General features: G+C 39.9%; 17 protein-coding genes and 1 other RNA gene. 16 read left to right on the top strand and 2 right to left on the bottom strand.

The window, feature by feature from the left end:
- Genes tpiA through eno form a run of 3 tightly spaced genes read left to right on the top strand, consistent with a single transcriptional unit; the run spans position 1 to position 3,616 of the window.
- Positions 1-762 carry a triose-phosphate isomerase gene (gene tpiA, locus NST62_RS09910; RefSeq protein ID WP_141602256.1) on the top strand — a complete coding sequence of 254 codons (762 nt, stop codon included), beginning with the start codon at positions 1-3 and terminating at the stop codon, positions 760-762.
- Positions 755-2,281, top strand: a complete 1,527-nt coding sequence (gene gpmI, locus NST62_RS09905; RefSeq protein WP_342462842.1) for a 2,3-bisphosphoglycerate-independent phosphoglycerate mutase — start codon at positions 755-757, stop codon at positions 2,279-2,281. Before tpiA ends, gpmI begins: the two co-directional genes overlap by 8 nt.
- Before the next feature lie 42 nt (positions 2,282-2,323).
- Entirely contained in the window at positions 2,324-3,616 is a 1,293-nt protein-coding gene (eno, locus tag NST62_RS09900) for a phosphopyruvate hydratase (RefSeq protein WP_141602254.1), read from the top strand.
- Between the two features lie 434 nt (positions 3,617-4,050).
- Here the strand turns inward: eno and NST62_RS09895 are convergent, their stop codons facing one another.
- Positions 4,051-5,001 (bottom strand): bile acid:sodium symporter family protein, encoded by a 951-nt coding sequence (locus NST62_RS09895; protein ID WP_328215730.1) that lies wholly within the window; start codon positions 4,999-5,001, stop codon positions 4,051-4,053.
- A gap of 238 nt (positions 5,002-5,239) precedes the next feature.
- Between NST62_RS09895 and secG the strand changes: the two genes are divergently transcribed.
- From secG to ssrA, 5 genes are all read left to right on the top strand, one after another.
- The gene (secG, locus tag NST62_RS09890) at positions 5,240-5,467 is read left to right on the top strand and encodes a preprotein translocase subunit SecG (RefSeq protein ID WP_328215727.1); all 228 of its coding nucleotides are present in this window, start codon (positions 5,240-5,242) and stop codon (positions 5,465-5,467) included.
- Positions 5,468-5,591: 124 nt separating this feature from the next.
- On the top strand, positions 5,592-6,338 hold the full coding sequence (locus tag NST62_RS09885; protein WP_141602251.1) for a carboxylesterase: 747 nt from the start codon (positions 5,592-5,594) through the stop codon (positions 6,336-6,338).
- Between the two features lie 27 nt (positions 6,339-6,365).
- On the top strand, positions 6,366-8,660 hold the full coding sequence (rnr, locus tag NST62_RS09880; protein ID WP_141602250.1) for a ribonuclease R: 2,295 nt from the start codon (positions 6,366-6,368) through the stop codon (positions 8,658-8,660).
- A gap of 123 nt (positions 8,661-8,783) precedes the next feature.
- Positions 8,784-9,245, top strand: a complete 462-nt coding sequence (smpB, locus tag NST62_RS09875) for an SsrA-binding protein SmpB (RefSeq protein ID WP_141602249.1) — start codon at positions 8,784-8,786, stop codon at positions 9,243-9,245.
- 173 nt (positions 9,246-9,418) lie between these two features.
- Positions 9,419-9,775, top strand: a transfer-messenger RNA (tmRNA) gene (gene ssrA, locus NST62_RS09870).
- 267 nt (positions 9,776-10,042) lie between these two features.
- Here the strand turns inward: ssrA and NST62_RS09865 are convergent.
- Positions 10,043-10,459, bottom strand: coding sequence for a gamma-glutamylcyclotransferase family protein (locus NST62_RS09865; protein WP_181733234.1), 417 nt, complete (start codon positions 10,457-10,459; stop codon positions 10,043-10,045).
- Positions 10,460-10,658: 199 nt separating this feature from the next.
- Here NST62_RS09865 and NST62_RS09860 point away from each other — a divergent pair, with 199 nt between their 5' ends.
- The 8 genes from NST62_RS09860 (at position 10,659) to NST62_RS09825 (ending at position 18,086) form a co-directional block, all read left to right on the top strand.
- A complete protein-coding gene (locus NST62_RS09860; RefSeq protein ID WP_141602247.1) occupies positions 10,659-11,300 on the top strand; it encodes a hemolysin III family protein in 642 nt (213 codons plus the stop codon).
- 1,145 nt (positions 11,301-12,445) lie between these two features.
- Positions 12,446-12,604 (top strand): hypothetical protein, encoded by a 159-nt coding sequence (locus tag NST62_RS09855; protein ID WP_181733232.1) that lies wholly within the window; start codon positions 12,446-12,448, stop codon positions 12,602-12,604.
- 208 nt (positions 12,605-12,812) lie between these two features.
- Complete coding sequence (locus NST62_RS09850) at positions 12,813-14,102, top strand: GHKL domain-containing protein (protein WP_141602246.1); 1,290 nt, start codon at positions 12,813-12,815, stop codon at positions 14,100-14,102.
- Positions 14,103-14,381: 279 nt separating this feature from the next.
- Positions 14,382-14,855 (top strand): hypothetical protein, encoded by a 474-nt coding sequence (locus tag NST62_RS09845; RefSeq protein WP_141602245.1) that lies wholly within the window; start codon positions 14,382-14,384, stop codon positions 14,853-14,855.
- 34 nt (positions 14,856-14,889) lie between these two features.
- Entirely contained in the window at positions 14,890-15,576 is a 687-nt protein-coding gene (locus NST62_RS09840; protein WP_328219814.1) for a hypothetical protein, read from the top strand.
- A 198-nt stretch (positions 15,577-15,774) separates the two neighbouring features.
- Positions 15,775-15,921, top strand: coding sequence for a hypothetical protein (locus tag NST62_RS09835; protein WP_181733231.1), 147 nt, complete (start codon positions 15,775-15,777; stop codon positions 15,919-15,921).
- A 198-nt stretch (positions 15,922-16,119) separates the two neighbouring features.
- Positions 16,120-16,770 carry a hypothetical protein gene (locus NST62_RS09830; RefSeq protein WP_328219815.1) on the top strand — a complete coding sequence of 217 codons (651 nt, stop codon included), beginning with the start codon at positions 16,120-16,122 and terminating at the stop codon, positions 16,768-16,770.
- 269 nt (positions 16,771-17,039) lie between these two features.
- On the top strand, positions 17,040-18,086 hold the full coding sequence (locus NST62_RS09825) for an iron-siderophore ABC transporter substrate-binding protein (RefSeq protein WP_141602784.1): 1,047 nt from the start codon (positions 17,040-17,042) through the stop codon (positions 18,084-18,086).
- The last annotated feature ends 3 nt before the right edge of the window (positions 18,087-18,089 follow it).

Here is an 18,089-nt window from a genome sequence, read left to right as displayed (position 1 = left end):
ATGCGTAAACCAATCATTGCTGCCAATTGGAAAATGTATAAAACTTTTGATGAAGCGGTAGAGTTTGTCGAAACAATCAAAGACAAAATTCCTCCGGAGGAAAAAGTCGATGCAGTAGTTTGTGCCCCTGCATTGTATCTGCCGACTCTTGTGGAAATCGCGAGAGATACGGATTTGGCAATCGGCGCACAAAACATGCATTATGAAGAAGAAGGCGCCTTCACGGGGGAAATCAGTCCGAAGCAGCTTGAAGCGATTCAAGTGGATTATGTCATCATCGGGCATTCAGAGCGCCGCGAATATTTCAATGAAACGGATGAAGCGGTCAATAAAAAAGTAAAGGCTGCTTTATCCCATGGAATCGTTCCGATCGTATGCTGTGGAGAAACGCTGGAAGAAAGGGAAGCCGGCAAAACGGAAGAAAAAGTGGCAAATCAAGTGAAAAAAGCGTTGGAAGGATTGACAGAAGAACAGGTTCAGCATGTGGTCATCGCCTATGAACCGATTTGGGCAATTGGAACGGGGAAAACAGCGACTGCCGATGATGCAAATGCGGTATGCGGACATATCCGCAACGTGGTGAAAGAGCTTTTCGGACAAGCCGCGTCCGACAACATTCGCATCCAATATGGCGGCAGTGTAAAACCAGAAAACATTGAAGAATTGTTATCAAAAGAACACATCGACGGCGCTCTCGTCGGCGGTGCGAGCTTGCAAACAGAATCTTATCTTAAATTATTGGAGGCGGGGGCAAATGCCTAGAAAGCCAGTCGCATTAATCATTTTAGACGGCTTTGCATTGCGTGAAGAAACTTTTGGAAATGCAGTTGCACAAAGCAAGAAACCAAATTTTGACCGTTATTGGGCGACATATCCTCATGCAACGCTCACAGCGTTTGGTGAAGCGGTCGGTCTTCCGGAAGGCCAAATGGGAAACTCCGAAGTAGGGCATTTAAATATTGGTGCAGGAAGAATTGTTTATCAAAGTTTGACAAGAATCAACAAATCCATTCGTGAAGGCGAGTTTTTCAAAAACGAAAAATTGGTGGGCGCAATCGGTCATGTGAAGAAACACCATTCCAAACTCCACATCATGGGACTTCTTTCAGACGGTGGGGTACATAGCCATTACAATCATTTATTTGCATTGTTGAAATTGGCTAAAGAAAATGGCCTTGATCAAGTATATGTCCATGGATTTTTGGACGGACGGGATGTCGGCCCTAAAACGGCGCTTGGATATATCGAAGAAGCTGAAAAACAAATGAAAGAAATCGGCATCGGAAAGTTTGCCACTATTCACGGCCGATATTACGCAATGGACCGGGATAAACGTTGGCAACGGGTGGAATTGTCTTACAAAGCGTTGGTTGACGGCGTAGGCAATACGGCGGAAAGCGCCAAAGAAGGCGTCGAAGAATCTTATAAAAATGATGTGACAGATGAATTTGTGGTTCCATTCGTCATTTTGGAAAACGGAAAACCGGTGGCAACCATCGACACCAATGATGCGGTGATTCATTTCAACTTCCGTCCGGACCGTGCCATCCAGCTTTCTACTGTATTTACAAACGACCATTTTGATTCCTTTAAATTATCGGACAAACATCCAAAAAATTTAAAATTCGTCACATTTACCGAATACAGCGATGAAGTATATGCCGATGTCGTTTTTGAAAATGAAGATTTAGTCAATACCGTTGGGGAAGTCATTTCAAAACATGGTTTAACGCAACTTCGCATTGCGGAAACGGAAAAATATCCTCATGTCACATATTTCATGAGCGGCGGCCGGGAGGAGAAATTCCCTGGCGAAGAAAGAATCCTGATTGCATCGCCGAAAGTGGCCACTTATGACCTGAAACCGGAAATGAGCGCTTATGAAGTGACAGAGGCGCTTCTCAAAGAATTGGAAGCTGATAAATTTGATGCCATCATTTTAAACTATGCCAACCCTGACATGGTCGGCCACAGCGGCATGCTTGAACCGACAATCAAAGCGATTGAAGCGGTGGATGAATGCTTGGGCCGGGTAGTAGACAAAATTTTGGAACTGGGCGGAGCAGCCATCATCACTGCAGACCATGGCAACTCTGATGAAGTGGTGACATTGGATGGCAAACCAATGACGGCGCATACAACAAATCCGGTGCCGGTCATTGTGACAAAACAAGGCATTACATTGAGAGAAAATGGGATTTTAGCCGACCTGGCTCCAACGATGTTAAAATTGTTGAATATTGAACAGCCTGAAGAAATGACAGGACAACCACTTTTTTAGTGGGAACACCACTATAAAAATTTAATATAGAGGAGAATGGATATGCCATTTATTACACAAGTATACGCACGTGAAGTATTGGACTCACGCGGTAACCCGACAGTAGAGGTGGAAGTATTCACTGAATCAGGCGCCTTTGGACGCGCAATCGTTCCATCCGGTGCGTCTACCGGCGAATACGAAGCAGTGGAATTGCGCGATGGGGACAAATCCCGTTATTTAGGAAAAGGTGTATTAAAAGCCGTTGAAAATGTCAACACAATCATCGCGGAAGCTTTGGAAAACAATTATTCCGTATTGGATCAAGTGGAAATCGACAAAGCGTTGATTGAACTTGACGGCACAGAAAATAAAGGAAAATTGGGTGCCAATGCGATTTTGGGCGTTTCTCTTGCTTGCGCCCATGCCGCAGCAAATTACCTTGATATTCCTTTATATCAATACCTTGGCGGCGTGAACGCAAAACAATTGCCTGTTCCAATGATGAACATTTTGAACGGCGGCGCGCACGCTGATAACAACGTGGATATCCAAGAATTCATGATTATGCCTGTTGGGGCGGAATCTTTCCGTCATGCATTGCGCATGGGAGCGGAAATCTTCCATAACTTGAAAGCGGTATTGAAAGAAAAAGGCTACAATACAGCAGTCGGTGACGAAGGCGGATTTGCGCCAAACTTGAAATCCAATGAAGAAGCGATCCAAGTGATTTTGGAAGCGATCGAACGCGCAGGTTACAAACCTGGCGAAGAAGTGCGCCTTGCATTGGACGTTGCATCTTCCGAGCTTTACAACAAAGAAGATGGCAAATACCATCTTGCAGGTGAAGGCGTAGTCAAAACTTCCGAAGAAATGGTTGACTGGTATGAAGAATTAACTTCCAAATACCCAATCATTTCTATTGAAGACGGATTGGATGAAAACGACTGGGAAGGCCATAAATTATTGACTGAACGCATCGGCCATCGCGTGCAGCTTGTAGGGGACGACTTGTTCGTAACAAATACTAAACGCCTTGCACGTGGAATCGAACAAGGCGTAGGCAACGCCATCTTGATCAAAGTAAACCAAATCGGAACATTAACAGAAACTTTAGATGCGATTGAAATGGCAAAACGCGCCGGATACACTGCAATCATTTCTCACCGCTCCGGTGAATCGGAAGACTCTACAATCGCGGATATTGCGGTAGCGACAAACGCCGGCCAAATCAAAACTGGCGCTCCTTCCCGCACAGACCGCGTGGCAAAATACAACCAATTGTTGCGCATCGAAGATCAACTTGGCTCCACAGCGCAATATCTTGGAATTAAGTCTTTCTATAATTTGAAATAAAAATAGCTAATTTCAACCCCAAGCTTCCAGAACAAAGCTTGGGGTTTTTCTTTATAGAAAATCATCCTCTTGGGAACTCGATAATCGCCAAATGAGAAAAAATAATCGCCGCATGGGAGAATTTAATCGCCAAAAGGAGGAAAATAATCGCCAATCAGAAATAAGCCTTTCCGAGAAAAAAATAAGGTAATCATTGTATAGAATTCCCCCTCTGAAGCGCAAATAAGGCCATTCTTTGAAAGAATGACCTAAAAGAAGGTTATTATTTATTCAAAATATCTTCAGGAATTATATAATATCTTCCTTTTTTATCTCCTTGCATTTCCAATCGTTTCAAAATTTTTTGTGCAAAAAATCAGGTTTTGCAAATAATAATTGAGCAACCAAAAAATAAAAAAGGCGTAACACCCATCTCATGTTACGCCTAAAAAGTTTTAATGCCCTTTTGAGTCTTCTTTTACGCCGGATTTTTTGGCCCAATACGTTGCAAGGATTGGTCCGGAAATATTGTGCCAGAAGCTGAAGATGGCGCTTGGCACGGCAGAGATCGGATCAAAATGGGTTGCCGCCAAACTTGCGCCCAATCCGGAATTTTGCATGCCGACTTCGATGGCGACGGCCTTTTTGTCTTCGTAATCCATGTGGAACAATTTGGCCAGCAAATATCCAAGAGCATAGCCTAATCCATTATGCAAAATGACGATTGCCAGGATTAACAGACCGGATTCCAAAATTTTATCACGGCTGCCGCTCACGACTGCCGCTACGATCAATACGATGGCGATGACCGAAATCGTCGGCAGAATGTCGATGCTTTTTTCGACAACCGGCTTAAAAAACATTTGTGCAAGAATGCCCAGAATGATTGGGATCAGAACCACTTTTACGACTGACATAAACATGGCCATAAAAGATACCGGCAGCCATTCGCTTGCCAGAAAGTAGATTAATGCCGGCGTGATGATCGGCGCGAGCAATGTCGTACATGAAGTGATTGTTACAGATAATGCCGTATTCCCTTTCGCCAAAAAGGTCATGACGTTGGAAGCCGTACCGCCCGGACAGCAGCCCACTAAAATGACGCCGACCGCAATTTCAGGAGGAAGTTGGAAAATCTTTGCCAACGCAAAGGCAAGCAAAGGCATGATGGTAAACTGTCCAAAAATACCAATGATCACGCCTTTTGGATGCATCAAAACGTATTTAAAGTCTTCCAATTTTAATGTCATCCCCATGCCAAACATGACGATTCCAAGCAACGTCGTAATCCAGGGAGAAATCCAAGCGAAATATTGCGGAATCCACATGGCCAAACCAGCAGCAAGCAGCACCCATAAAGCAAAGGTGTCTCCCGCAAACTTCCCTATCTTTTGGAAGGTATTCATATAATCCCTCTTTCCAGAATGAGATTAGTAAGTGAAATTCATTTTATGAGAATTGTAGGAAAAAATCAATAAAATTCCGAAATAAGGGAAATTTTCAAAATATCTTTTATCAAAAAAAAATGTTTTCCTATTCGAGCGAAGAAAACATATTATTTATATTTCATTTTATTGACAATGATTGTAAATGGAATTGGAATTTGCTATACTTAAATAAGTTATGGTTCAGGAGGTGGGACTAGTGCATACGTTCTTGTTGGTATTATTGATTCTAGTTTCTCTTGCTTTGATCACCGTGGTATTGTTGCAGTCTGGTAAAAGTGCCGGTTTGTCAGGTGCCATCTCTGGTGGAGCTGAACAACTATTTGGTAAAACTAAAGCTAGAGGAATCGATTTGGTTTTACATAGAATGACGATTGTTCTCGCAGCATTATTTTTCATCATTACATTGTTGATCATTAAATTTTAATGGATAAAATAGAAGTCTAACCAAGCATGGTTAGGCTTTTTCATTTATAATGAAGAGAGAAATTTTGCATATATGCGAAAATTTTGGAGCACGAGATTCACCATAAGAATAGTTGGAGGATATTATGAAGATTAAGGAACAACAACCTTTCTTTTTCCCTGCAGGAAAGCGAGCGGTCCTTTTGCTTCACGGATTTACCGGCAGTTCGTCGGATGTCCGGATGCTTGGACGCTTTCTTGAAAAAAAGGGGTATACAAGTTATGCGCCCCACTACCGCGGCCATGGTGTACCGCCGGAAGAGCTCGTCGAAACAGGCCCGAAAGAATGGTGGGAAGATGTCGTAGGAGCCTATGAAACATTAAAAGAAAAAGGATATGACCAAATTGCCGTCGCAGGGCTGTCGCTTGGCGGTGTTTTTTCATTGAAACTTGCCATGAACCTCCCTCTGAAAGGTGTCATCACCATGTGTTCCCCGATGACGATGAGAACGACGGACATGATGTTTGAAGGCGTCATCAAATATGCAAAAGATTATAAAAAATATGAAGGAAAAACGGAACAGCAAATCAATGAAGAAATTGAAGCGCTTCGCCAAAAGGGCATGCCGAGTTTGAAGGATTTGCAGGAATTTGTGCAAGATGTCCGGAACCATTTGGATTTGGTGTATGCGCCCATTTTGGTCATCCAATCGAGACATGACGAAATTATTGATCCGAAATCGGCTCATATTATTTATGAGAATGTGGAATCCTTGAATAAAAAACTGGTCTGGTTTGAAGAATCCGGTCATGTCATTACGCTGGGCAAAGAAAAACAAAAACTGCATGAAGTGATTTTCGAATTTCTTGAAAGCCTGGATTGGGAAGAATGAAGCGGTTTTTTCAAAGGAGGGAAAGTTATGGCACATACTGAATTGGAGCAAAGAATTTTAAACTTGATGAAGGAAGAAGATTATCGGCCGCTTAAAGTGGATGAGCTGGAAGAAGTGCTTGGAATCGAAACGGCGGATGAATTCAAGGAATTGGTGAAGACGCTCGTCCGTTTGGAAGACCAGGGATACATTGTGCGTTCCCGTTCGAACCGCTACGGCCTTCCTGAGCGTATGAATTTGCTGAGAGGGAAATTTGTCGGCCACTCAAGGGGTTACGGTTTTGTAGTCCCGGATGAGGAAGGATTGGATGATATTTTCATCCCTCCGACAGAAGTGAACGGAGCGTTGAACGGGGATACGGTTCTGGTCCGCGTGTTGAAAGAATCTTCCGGCGAAAAGCGCGAGGGCACAATCATCAAAGTGGTCGAGAGGGCGAAAACGACATTCGTCGGTACGTACCAGGCGAATCGCGGTTTTGGTTTTGTCGTGCCGGACGATAAAAGGCTGAATATGGATATTTTTGTTGCCAAGGAAGATTCGCTGGGCGCCGTAGACGGGCATAAAGTTGTGGTGGAAGTGACGAACTGGCCGAGCGAAATCAAGTCGGCAACGGGCGTAATCATTAAAATTTTGGGCCATAAAAATGATCCGGGCGTCGATATTTTATCGATCATTTACCAGCATGAAATCCCGAATGAATTTCCGGATGAGGTGTTGAAAGAAGCCGCCAAAGTTCCGGACCGAATTACGGAAGAAGATTTGGTGGGACGCAAGGATTTAAGAAACGAAACGATTGTCACGATCGACGGGGAAGACGCAAAAGACCTGGACGATGCCGTGACGGTAACGAAAAATGAAGACGGCACTTATAAATTGGGCGTTCACATTGCCGATGTCAGCTACTATGTGAAGGAAGGCTCTTTGCTCGACAAAGAAGCTTATAAGCGCGGAACAAGCGTTTACTTGGCCGACCGGGTCATCCCGATGATTCCTCACAGGTTATCAAACGGCATCTGCTCTCTAAATCCCCAAGTGGACCGATTAACGATTTCCTGTGAAATGATCATCGACAAAAACGGAAATGTGATTGAACACGAAATCTTTCCGAGCGTCATCCGGACGACGGAGCGGATGACTTATTCCAATGTCTATAAAATTTTGGAAGAGGAAGACGAGGAACTCATCGAACGTTATAAACCGCTCGTTCCAATGTTCAAAGAAATGAAGGAACTGGCCCTCATTTTGCGGAATAAACGGATGAAGCGCGGGGCAATCGATTTTGATTTCGATGAAGCGAAAGTGATTGTCAATGAAGAAGGATGGCCTATCGATATTCAGGTGCGGGACCGCACGATTGCGGAAAGAATCATTGAGGAATTCATGCTTTGCGCCAACGAGACGGTGGCCGAACATTTCCATTGGATGGAAGTGCCTTTCCTTTACCGCATCCACGAAGATCCGAAACCGGAAAAATTGCAGCGTTTCTTTGAATTCATTACAAACTTCGGTTTGATTGTGAAAGGTACGGGGAATTCCGTTCATCCGAAAGCATTGCAGGAAATCCTTGAATCCATCGAAGGGTTGCCGGAAGAGCCGGTCATTTCCACAATGCTCCTACGTTCGTTGCAGCAGGCGCGGTATTATCCTGAATCGATCGGCCACTTCGGTTTATCGACGGACTTTTATACGCACTTTACTTCGCCGATTCGCCGCTACCCGGACCTCATTGTCCATCGTTTGATTCGGACATATTTGTTTGAAGGGGATGTATCAAGACAAACCCTCTTCAAATGGGCGCAAGTGATGGAAGAAATCGCGGATCATACATCCGCATGCGAGCGTAGAGCGGTGGATGCGGAGCGGGATGTGGAAGCGTTAAAGAAAGCCCAATACATGTCCGATAAGATTGGGGAAGAATTTGTTGGTATCGTTTCCTCTGTGACAAATTTCGGCATTTTTGTGGAGCTCCCAAATACGATTGAAGGGCTCGTCCATATCACCAATTTGACGGATGATTATTATCACTTTGATGAACGGCAAATGATCATGGTGGGAGAACATACAGGGCGCATTTTCCGCATCGGGGATGAAGTGAAAGTCCGCGTTGCCAATGTCAACCTGGATGAGTCTTCAATTGACTTTGAAATTGTGGATATGGTAGAATCTTCCCACAAAATCCGCAGAGATGCCCCGAGAGTGATTCTTGCCGAACGGAAGCAAAAGAAACGGAACGATGAAGAAGAGCGCGGCCGAAAAGGGAAAAAGAAAAAAGAGAAATTTTACGAAGGCGTTGCGAAAAAAAAGAAAAAGAAACGAAAATAAACGGTTGATGAATCGACAAATAGCTGTCGAAGAATTATACTAGAGGCTGTTATGAAAATACTTTAAAATGGAATTAAAGTATTTCAGGCAGCCTTTCATTGTGTGTTTAGGGGGTGTTAAAATATGCCAAAAGGAACAGGGAAAGTCGTCGCGCAGAACAAGAAAGCGAACCACGATTATTTTATTGAAAAAACCTATGAAGCGGGCATGGTATTGAAAGGGACGGAAATCAAATCCATCCGGGCGGGACGCGTGCAATTGAAAGATTCCTTCGTATTGATCAAAAACGGGGAAGCGTGGATCCACAACATGCATATCAGCCCGTATGAACAGGGAAACCGCTTCAACCACGATCCGCTGAGGGTGCGGAAATTGCTTCTGCATAAAAAAGAAATCGCCGAACTGGCAGGAGCGGTAAAGAAGGAAGGTTATACGATCGTTCCGTTGAAAATCTATATTAAAGACGGTTATGCGAAATTGCTGATCGGTTTAGGAAAAGGTAAGAAGAAATATGATAAGCGCGCAGAAGAACGCAAGAAAGAAGCGCAACGCGAAATGGAACGGGCGATGAAATTAAAATATTGAGTTTTGCCTGCCGGATGATATCAAAAATATATTATAAAACAAAAAATATACAAAAATTATGTTTCTAACTCTTGCAAATATATTAGGATTCAAGTATAATGATAATCGAAAAGCCGGTTTGAACATTCTAAACGTACCGTAATTGCGATAAGCAATCCCTTTATTAATATCGAGGGGACGTTACGGATTCGACAGGAATGATTCAAGCTTAGGCTGCGCGTCGGAGGGCTCGTCTCCGTCATCAACGGCAGTTAAAAATAACTGGCAACAAACAATCTTACGCTTTAGCTGCTTAATTTGCTAAAGCACTCTAATCAGCCATCGCCCATGTGGCTGAATTAGGGTTCATCGCGAGTGGGCTACGGCGAGTGTCTTGCTTGGGGCACTGGCAAGAGATCTCACAAGCTAGCGTGCAGGACGCCTGTTTGTCGGCAGAATGCAACGCGAAACCCGAATAGACAAACTACACGCGTAGACGCTTAAGTGTTTGAAGTTTCTGGACGTGGGTTCGACTCCCACCGTCTCCATATTTTAATATCATTAGATTTCAAACAGTGTCAAAACCCTTGAATATCAAGGGTTTTTTTTATTTTATCTATTTCATTCAATGTCATTTAATTTCATTATATGGTATTTAAAATGGCATTTAATAAAGTGTTATTCTTCATCATTTTCATCAATATAAGCAACGAATTTTTAGGCTACCATTTTTCGACAAATTTGATATTGGCAAAAATATCCGGGCTGAAAAACCCTTGTCCGTCTTTTTCCATTTGAACAAATTCGTCCCGGATGCGTCATTTTTTCTCCGTCCAGGTTTTCCAGTTGCCTTCAGGAATCCGCTCACCTAATCCTTCATGTTTTGGATTGTACATATATACATGGGCTTGAATGGTTTCGCCGGTTTCCAAAACGACTTCTCTGATTTCACGATTATAAAGGTTATCGCTTTTTGGCGCGTTTTCGTCGTAATCTTCCAACAGGTCCATCGCTTGTAAAGCCTTTCGAAAATGGCTCTCCTTAATTGTGAGGACTTCCCCATACACTTTGGAATTTCCCTCAATCATGCAAGGATATTCCCCGCTGATATGCGAATATAATTCCACGTTATGAATCGTCGCTTTTTGAATGTTTTCAATGGAATCTTTGGGTATGACATGATGGTTTGAACATCCCGACATTAGCGTACCGTATACGAAGAAATTTCGGTTCATTTTTATCCCCCCGTTTTTCTTTGAATCAAGGACCGCTTTCATCAGGGTAAAGGTTGCCTTTATTTTAATATTTTTGAATATATATAAAAAGCAGAAATAAAATACATTGTTTATATGACATTCATCACACCATTTTCATTACATCTTCCCCTGTTTTAAAAGGATGTTATATTGCCATAATAAAACAGAGGTGAAGATGATGACACAAACTGTTGCGACGAATAGCGCTTATAGTAAAAAAGAGGAGTTCTGGAATGCATTAACCCATGGAATCGGTGCACTTTTAACCGTTCCGGCAATGATTTTATTAATTGATAAAGCGCAAACCAGCGGAACGAGAGTGGAACTTGTCAGTTATATCGTTTTTGGGGTTTCGATGTTTCTTCTTTATATGGCATCGACGCTTTATCATTCGGTTCCGAAACATAAAGTTTTTCTGAAAAAAATGGATCACAGCTCCATTTTCCTTTTAATCGCGGGAACCTATACGCCGGTAGCGTTGATTGCCATCGGAGGAACAGCGGGGTGGACGCTGGTTGGAATTGAATGGGGATTGGCCGTAATCGGGATTATTTTAAAACAATTTTTTGTATATCGTTTCAAGAGAACTTCCCTTCTCGTTTATATCGGGATGGGGTGGCTGATTATTTTCGTTTTTAAACCGGTCATCGCCTATTTGACCATTAAAGGTGTGCTGGTATTATTGGCCGGCGGATTAAGCTACACAATCGGCACGTATTTTTATAAAAATAAAAATATCCCGTATAACCATGCAATCTGGCATGTGTTTGTCATGGGCGGAAGCCTGTTCATGTTTTTGGCGATTTATTATTTTTTATAAATGCCGCTTTATACAAAAAATGTTAATTGTAAAAAAATGCCGATTAGTTTAAAAATTTAATTAGGCCGTCACGGAAAGCGATCATTTCCGGACGGCCTTGTTTTATTTATCAATGCAATGATTATTTTTTTCTTAATAAATAATCTCCGACAGGGAGAAGAATAAAAATAAATGCGATCGTAGCAATGATCAACGCCTGGATAATGCCAACGCCAATTTGATCAAACATTTTTAATCCTCCTTTCGATATCAACACTTATGTTACCTTAAATAATATCAATTTTCCAATTATTTTAATTGAAAGGAAAACATTTGTCGGAAATTCGTATGTTCCATTTTATTATGCGAAGAAGCATGGAAGAAATTCAGGGAAAATAGATGTAGAGGAATGTAGAGGGTGAACAAATAAACTAAAAAAATATACAAAAATGCAATATTTTTAACAAGAAAAAAGTAGAAATATTAGGATTAATTCTATTATTTACCATTACTGATGAGTAATGTAAAATAAAAGTCAAAGGAGGTGGAAAAATCGCGAGAGATGAATGTGAATACCCAGTCGTACGAAGGAGGAGTATGAAAGATTTCTAAAATTGAAAATGCAGTTTTTCGTTTGTTAGACCAGGATCATTTTTCTGATTTGGAAAGAGAAAAATTGAGGTTTGGAATCCAAATCATTCTTGCCGAGTCGTATAAGATCATTTTGGTTTATTCTTTGGCTTTTCTATTGGATTGTATTATACCGACGCTGCTGGCTCATTTGACGTTCTTTCTGTTGAGGCAAGTTTGTTTGGGATATCATTTCGACAATTTATGGGTGTGCCTTTGTATTAGTATCATCACATTTCCGATCGCGATTAAATATATAGCTCTCAATTATAACTCCATATCCACCACCTACCTATATATCATTTTCGCTATTATTCTGATTCTTATTTACACCCTTTCACCCAAAGGCACGGAAAAACAGCCTGTCATTAATCAGGAACATAAAAAATATTTGCGCAAGAAAATGACCTTGCGCGTCCTGTTAATAGTCGGAATATTTTGTATAATGCCGTTTGGAATGAAAGTTTTTATCGCCTATGGGGCGTTTGTAGAATCCATTATGCTAATAGCACAATCAATGAAGGGGGAATTTTATTATGAAATGGATCACTGTTAAAAATCTATTGGCGAAAGTTGCTGCGTTTGCTATTACGTTTGGAGGCATTGCCGCAATCAAAGGTTGCACAGCTTTATTCCATGAGAATAAAGTACCTGCCGCTCTCTTGGAAAACAATCGTTTTAGCTCAAAAAAATAATGCGGATAAAAATTTATTGCAAAAATGTTCCGGCTATGTGAGATAGTCGGAACATTTTTCGTATGAGACATAAGCCCCTATAACTTTTTACATATTAATTGTATTATTGAATTAAAAAGAAAATGCATCAAATTTGAATATGTAACCGTCATGATGAATAATTGTAATTAAAACAAATCCATATATTTTACTAACTTGGGAGACAAATATGAAGCTGTTATTTGTAACGATTGATTTAATTTTGATTTATTGGGCAGTGATGTTTACTGCCGGCATTAAGTGGAACGTGAAAAACGTTTTATCTTTTGTTTTATTCGTATTTTGCCCGACCAGTTTGATTTTTTTATGGGATGGCCAATGGCAGGGAATTGTTTTTTTTATTCTTAGTTCTCTGGTTTACTTCTATTTAATCGGAAAAGAGTTTATTATTCTGATTCACTTTTGTTTTTTCATCATAATCGGGATCTTGTTAGACAACCTAACCCAGTATATCATGGAGCCGTTTCCATTTGATTTTTTGCCAGGAATCCTTGAACAATATTGCGTTTTCATTATTTTGTATAATCTAAGCATCATGATATACCGGTATTTTTATAAAAAAGTCGTCACCCTGGTCCCTGAAATGAAAAGCGTTTACATATTCATTCTCTTTGTGCTGATTGTCACAATGGTCACCTTTTACATCAACATTTACTTGATGAATTATTTTTCAATTAATAAATTGCTCGTATTTAACATCGTGATTCAAATCACTTACTTTGCCATCATGCTTTTCATACTCTCGCTGACCATTTTCAACATCAAGAAGCAGCATTATATTAATCAAATTGAATTCGAAAACGCTCAGTTCGCCGAATATATGAAATCACTCGAAGTAATCAATAATGACATGCAAAAGTTCCGCCACGATTATATGAATATATTGATAACGATGCAAGGTTACATAGAAACGGATGATTTTGAAGGGTTGAAAACATATTTCAAAAAACATATCTTTTCGGCGGAAGCGGACACATTGAAAAGAAATCAGCTGTTGGCCACCTTGACAAAGTTGAAAATCACGGGGATCAAAGGGCTGATTTTAACGAAGATTTTGCAGGCGGAAAAAGAAAATATCGAAGTCCAAATCGAGATTCCCGATGAAATTGATGAAATCCATATGAATATGATCGATTTGGCAAGAATTCTGGGAATCTTTTTGGATAACGCGATCGAAGCGAACTCGAATGTCAATACGGATGAGGAAAAATGCATCGATATAGCATTTTATAAAACGAACAATAATTCTGTGATGATTATCATTGAAAATACTTTTTTTGATCGATTGGAAGATGTCGAAGAAATTTTTGAAGAAGGCTTCTCCACAAAAGGGGAAAACCGCGGAAAAGGGCTCAGCAATGTGAGAAGCATTATTAAAAATTATCCGAATGTATATTTAAACACTTCAATTAATGGGAATTTATTTACACATGTTTTGGAAATTCAAAATAATGAATAATGTTGTGATGGTTACATAACGAATTTGATGCAGGTTGAAAAAACAAAATGCCTGTTTTCCCCTTCAGCAGGGCCATCTGTCCGGATTTATAGATCCGGATGGATGGCCTTAATCATTTTAACGGGAATTATGACGGGAAAATGCATTTTCATTCCAATTTTTCATCAGATTTGCAACATTTCCAAAAAATAGTTTCGGTTTCATTTCCAATATGAAACCATTATTAAAAACATAACGTAGAAAGTGTTAAAAGCATTTGCAGGAAGAGGGTTTCTGGTAATGAATTCAAATTTAGTCATGTACTATAGTTTGTTAATCATAGGTGCTTTGTTACTTTTAGGAACGTTGGGACTATTGATAAATTTGTTTATAACCAAAAAAGATAAAGGGTTTAAGTTGTTTTTTATTATTTTTTTAGGGTTCGTGGGCTCAATATTTTTTTTCGGAAGTCTTCCAACACTAAAATATGTCCTTGCAAAAGACTATGAAGTGATAGAAGGGAAATGTGTGCTCGAAGTGGATTCAAGGGATAGAGGTGGTTACCATTACAACATAAAAATGCTTGATACGGATGAAGAATTTTCCTTTGCTTCTGATATGGAAGTCGCTTTTGATGAACCTTCTAAAATCAAAGAATACGGGGTTGAAAACACCTTTTATTGTGAAGTGACGGTTACTAAAGATCACGAACTAAAACTATATCATAAAATATATGATCTTAATACTGGGAAGTTAATCGTTTCGGGTGAGTAGAATCTTCCCGAAGAACAGTTATGGAGAAGCAGTAGTGGATAAAGATTCATTATATAAGGTGATGTTGATGGAGAAAGAGAAAAGACTGATTAAAAATTCTAAAGTTATTATAACAGGGATATTTTTTTTAGGAATTATTTTGTTTTTTAGCGCCATGCCAGAGTGGAATACAATTCTTTTTGTTATCAATTTAGTTGTTGCAGCTTTTTTCGTTGCTTGGCTTTTTTTCGTTCAGAAATCAAACAGCAATATTAATAAGTATGCTTTTGCACTGCTTTATGCACTGGTCTTTCTCATATCATTTATATTTCCGCAATTTTTAATTAAACTCTTATTAAAAATTGGGACACGGCTATGGTTATTGCTGGTGGCAGGTTGGTTCATTGCATTTATTGTTGGCTTGGCCCATTTTTTTAGAGAAAGCAAAATCGGAAAAAAATTGTACAAAAATCCGTTTAAAAATAGAAAAGGCTTAATATTTGAATTTTTTCCTTTAACTGTAGCCATGATTATTGCTGTTATCATTATTTCCGTTTTGATAATTTATGGATTAATTTCTCTAAATGAACTTACAAATGACAGAATTAAATTTATAATTGAAGGTTTATTATTATACATTTGGTCAATCATCCTAATAGGGTTTTCCCCTTTGATGTTGATTTTTTATAAGAATGAATCGAAAAAGGATAATCTTGATATTAGAAATTATCCACGTGGGTGAGAAAAACTTATTGTGACAGAATCATTATCGATCACTTGTAAAGTACCAACCAAAAATTTCCGTAAAAAAATGAAATGTATATCATGCATAATAAATGAAAATGTTTTAGTGATATATTTAAAGAGACCAAATTAAAATTCCATTTTATCCACCCTCCATGTTAATGCAAAGGAAATTAGCGATGAAACGAATGAATATTTGCGAGACAAACATTATGCCTATCATGATTGGATTATTGACGAGCTGGAAGCGTTCGAAAAAGAGTTGGAGTCCATAAATGACCAAAACTACGCGGATGCAGTAGAACAATTGGAGAAAAAGTATCTTTCCAATGTCAAAGAATAGGGCATGAATCCGTTCAAAAAATGAGGCTGCCGGAAAACCCGGCGGCCTTAATGTATTATACGGAATCTATGGGTATTAGGAAAATAAGGAATTTTCATTTTAGTTTTTCAATAGGCAATTTTTATTCTCCCAGCCCCTTTACAAGAACATTTGTTTGTATTATTTTATTGGTAATAAACGTAGAGGGGTGCATTTCCAATGGAACTGAAGCGTTTGAATTACTGTTGGCGGGATGGTTCTGAAAAGGAATTGCAAAAAGGGAATGAAATCCATTTTTTGGGGAAGCGGCCGGATGTGATTTTCGAAGAGCATAACCATCATTATATCCGGATGGATACTTCCATTGAAAAGAATCCCGAATATCCCATCATCCATGGCTGGTCAAATATTAACCGTTTGAATGAAATTCAGGAAACGGTTGGATATTTTCATTTTAAAATTTATAATTCCTTTTTCGCCGCCCCGGCAAAAATGTTATCGATGGCAAAAGGTTTTTCCCGCGAAGATTATCTGCTGATGGTTTCCTTCCTGAAACATTTTGAAAAAGAATTGAATGAATCCTACATTAAATTTCTTGTGGTGAATGAAATCTCTTTAAACGATCCGTATCAGAACAAAGGCATTGAAATCAAGGCACTGATCGAGCTGATTGAGTTGTGCCGCATTTTAGATGTGGATTATATCATTTTGAAAGCTTCCCCTTCGTTAAATGAAAATTTAAATGATATGGACAGAAGAAACAAAAAACAAGCGTCCAAATTGGCTTTTCCGCAGAACCGCATGATGTTTGATGTATATGCTTTGGAAGGCCGCGAACCCGTCATTGTCATCGATATCGGCCGCACATGAAGGAAGTAAAAATCGTTGCATTCATAAATAAAAACACTTTGCCTCTGTTTCCTTGCGGCAAAGTGTTTTTATTATTGGATATTTTCTTACATATAATTTTTGAGCAATGCCATCAATGCATAACTCTTCCACAATCGAGATTATTTCGGGATGATTAAAAAATTTTCGTTATTAATTAAAAAAAGGGAATTGACAATCGTTTTTGCAAAATATATATTTACAATGAAAATGATAATTATTATCAAATACATAGTGAGAGGTGCAAACTTGTGAATAAAAAACATGTTTCCTTTTTATTGAAGATATTTGCGGCAATTTTAGTGTTTATTCTGGCAGCCTGCTCGGATCAATCTGCCGGCAAAGATTCCGGACAGAACAAATCGGACAATGAAAACGGTGGTTCAACATCAGAATATCCAATCGTCATCAAACATGCTTTTGGTGAAACGGTAATTGAGAAAAAACCGGAACGCGTCGCGACAATTGCCTGGTCGAACCATGATGTAGCCCTCGCTTTGGGGGTCGTCCCTGTCGGTTTTTCGGCTGCCAACTATGGCGTCCAGGATGACAGCGGCATGCTCCCATGGACGAAAGAAAAATTAAAAGAACTTGGTGTGGAAAATACAAATATTTTCCATGATACAGATGGTCTTGATTTCGAAGCGATTGCGGACAGTCAGCCGGATGTCATTCTTGCGGCATATTCAGGCATTACGAAAGAAGAATACGATCTATTAAGCCAAATTGCACCGGTTGTGGCTTATCCCGAAAAGCCATGGGTCATTTCCTGGAGGGATCAAATTTTATATAATGCCAAAGGAATGGGGATGGAAAAAGAAGGAAAGCGGTTGATTCAAGACACTGAGAACTTGATTAAGGAAAAGGTAAGCCAATATCCTGAACTCAAAGGTAAAAAAGCGGCTTTCGCTTCCATCGATGCAACGGATTTATCAAAATTCTACATTTATACGACACAAGACCCGCGCGGTGAATTTCTTGAAGAGTTGGGAATGGAATATTCTTACAGTCTGAAAAAACATATTGGCGACCAAGACAGCTTCTACATTGAAGTGAGCGCGGAAAACGCGGATGTGCTGAATGATTTGGACATCATCGTGACATATGGAACAGAAGAAACATTAAAAGCTCTTCAAAAAGATCCGATTTTAGGCAAAGTGCCAGCCATTCAAAAAGGAGCTGTTGCAGTGATTGGCGATAATACACCATTGGCTGCAGCAGGCAATCCGAATCCGCTTTCCATTGCGTACACCATTGACGAATATTTGAGTTTGCTTGCGGAAGCGGCAAAAAAATAAATT

Source organism: Ureibacillus sp. FSL K6-8385, from assembly GCF_038593155.1.
Taxonomy (GTDB): Bacteria; Bacillota; Bacilli; order Bacillales_A; family Planococcaceae; genus Ureibacillus; species Ureibacillus terrenus.
Note: the sequence above shows the minus strand (reverse complement) of the source record. Positions and strands in the feature narration are given on the sequence as shown.

What these genes read in the sequence shown, in the direction of transcription:
- smpB (WP_141602249.1), top strand. Translation starts at nt 8,784, where the DNA reads ATGCCAAAAGGAACAGGGAAAGTCGTCGCGCAGAACAAGAAAGCGAAC.
- tpiA (WP_141602256.1), top strand. Translation starts at nt 1, where the DNA reads ATGCGTAAACCAATCATTGCTGCCAATTGGAAAATGTATAAAACTTTT.
- NST62_RS09830 (WP_328219815.1), top strand. Translation starts at nt 16,120, where the DNA reads ATGGAACTGAAGCGTTTGAATTACTGTTGGCGGGATGGTTCTGAAAAG.
- rnr (WP_141602250.1), top strand. Translation starts at nt 6,366, where the DNA reads ATGGCACATACTGAATTGGAGCAAAGAATTTTAAACTTGATGAAGGAA.
- NST62_RS09885 (WP_141602251.1), top strand. Translation starts at nt 5,592, where the DNA reads ATGAAGATTAAGGAACAACAACCTTTCTTTTTCCCTGCAGGAAAGCGA.
- NST62_RS09860 (WP_141602247.1), top strand. Translation starts at nt 10,659, where the DNA reads ATGACACAAACTGTTGCGACGAATAGCGCTTATAGTAAAAAAGAGGAG.
- NST62_RS09845 (WP_141602245.1), top strand. Translation starts at nt 14,382, where the DNA reads ATGAATTCAAATTTAGTCATGTACTATAGTTTGTTAATCATAGGTGCT.
- eno (WP_141602254.1), top strand. Translation starts at nt 2,324, where the DNA reads ATGCCATTTATTACACAAGTATACGCACGTGAAGTATTGGACTCACGC.
- NST62_RS09855 (WP_181733232.1), top strand. Translation starts at nt 12,446, where the DNA reads ATGAAATGGATCACTGTTAAAAATCTATTGGCGAAAGTTGCTGCGTTT.
- NST62_RS09850 (WP_141602246.1), top strand. Translation starts at nt 12,813, where the DNA reads ATGAAGCTGTTATTTGTAACGATTGATTTAATTTTGATTTATTGGGCA.
- gpmI (WP_342462842.1), top strand. Translation starts at nt 755, where the DNA reads ATGCCTAGAAAGCCAGTCGCATTAATCATTTTAGACGGCTTTGCATTG.
- NST62_RS09865 (WP_181733234.1), bottom strand. Translation starts at nt 10,459, where the DNA reads ATGAACCGAAATTTCTTCGTATACGGTACGCTAATGTCGGGATGTTCA.
- NST62_RS09895 (WP_328215730.1), bottom strand. Translation starts at nt 5,001, where the DNA reads ATGAATACCTTCCAAAAGATAGGGAAGTTTGCGGGAGACACCTTTGCT.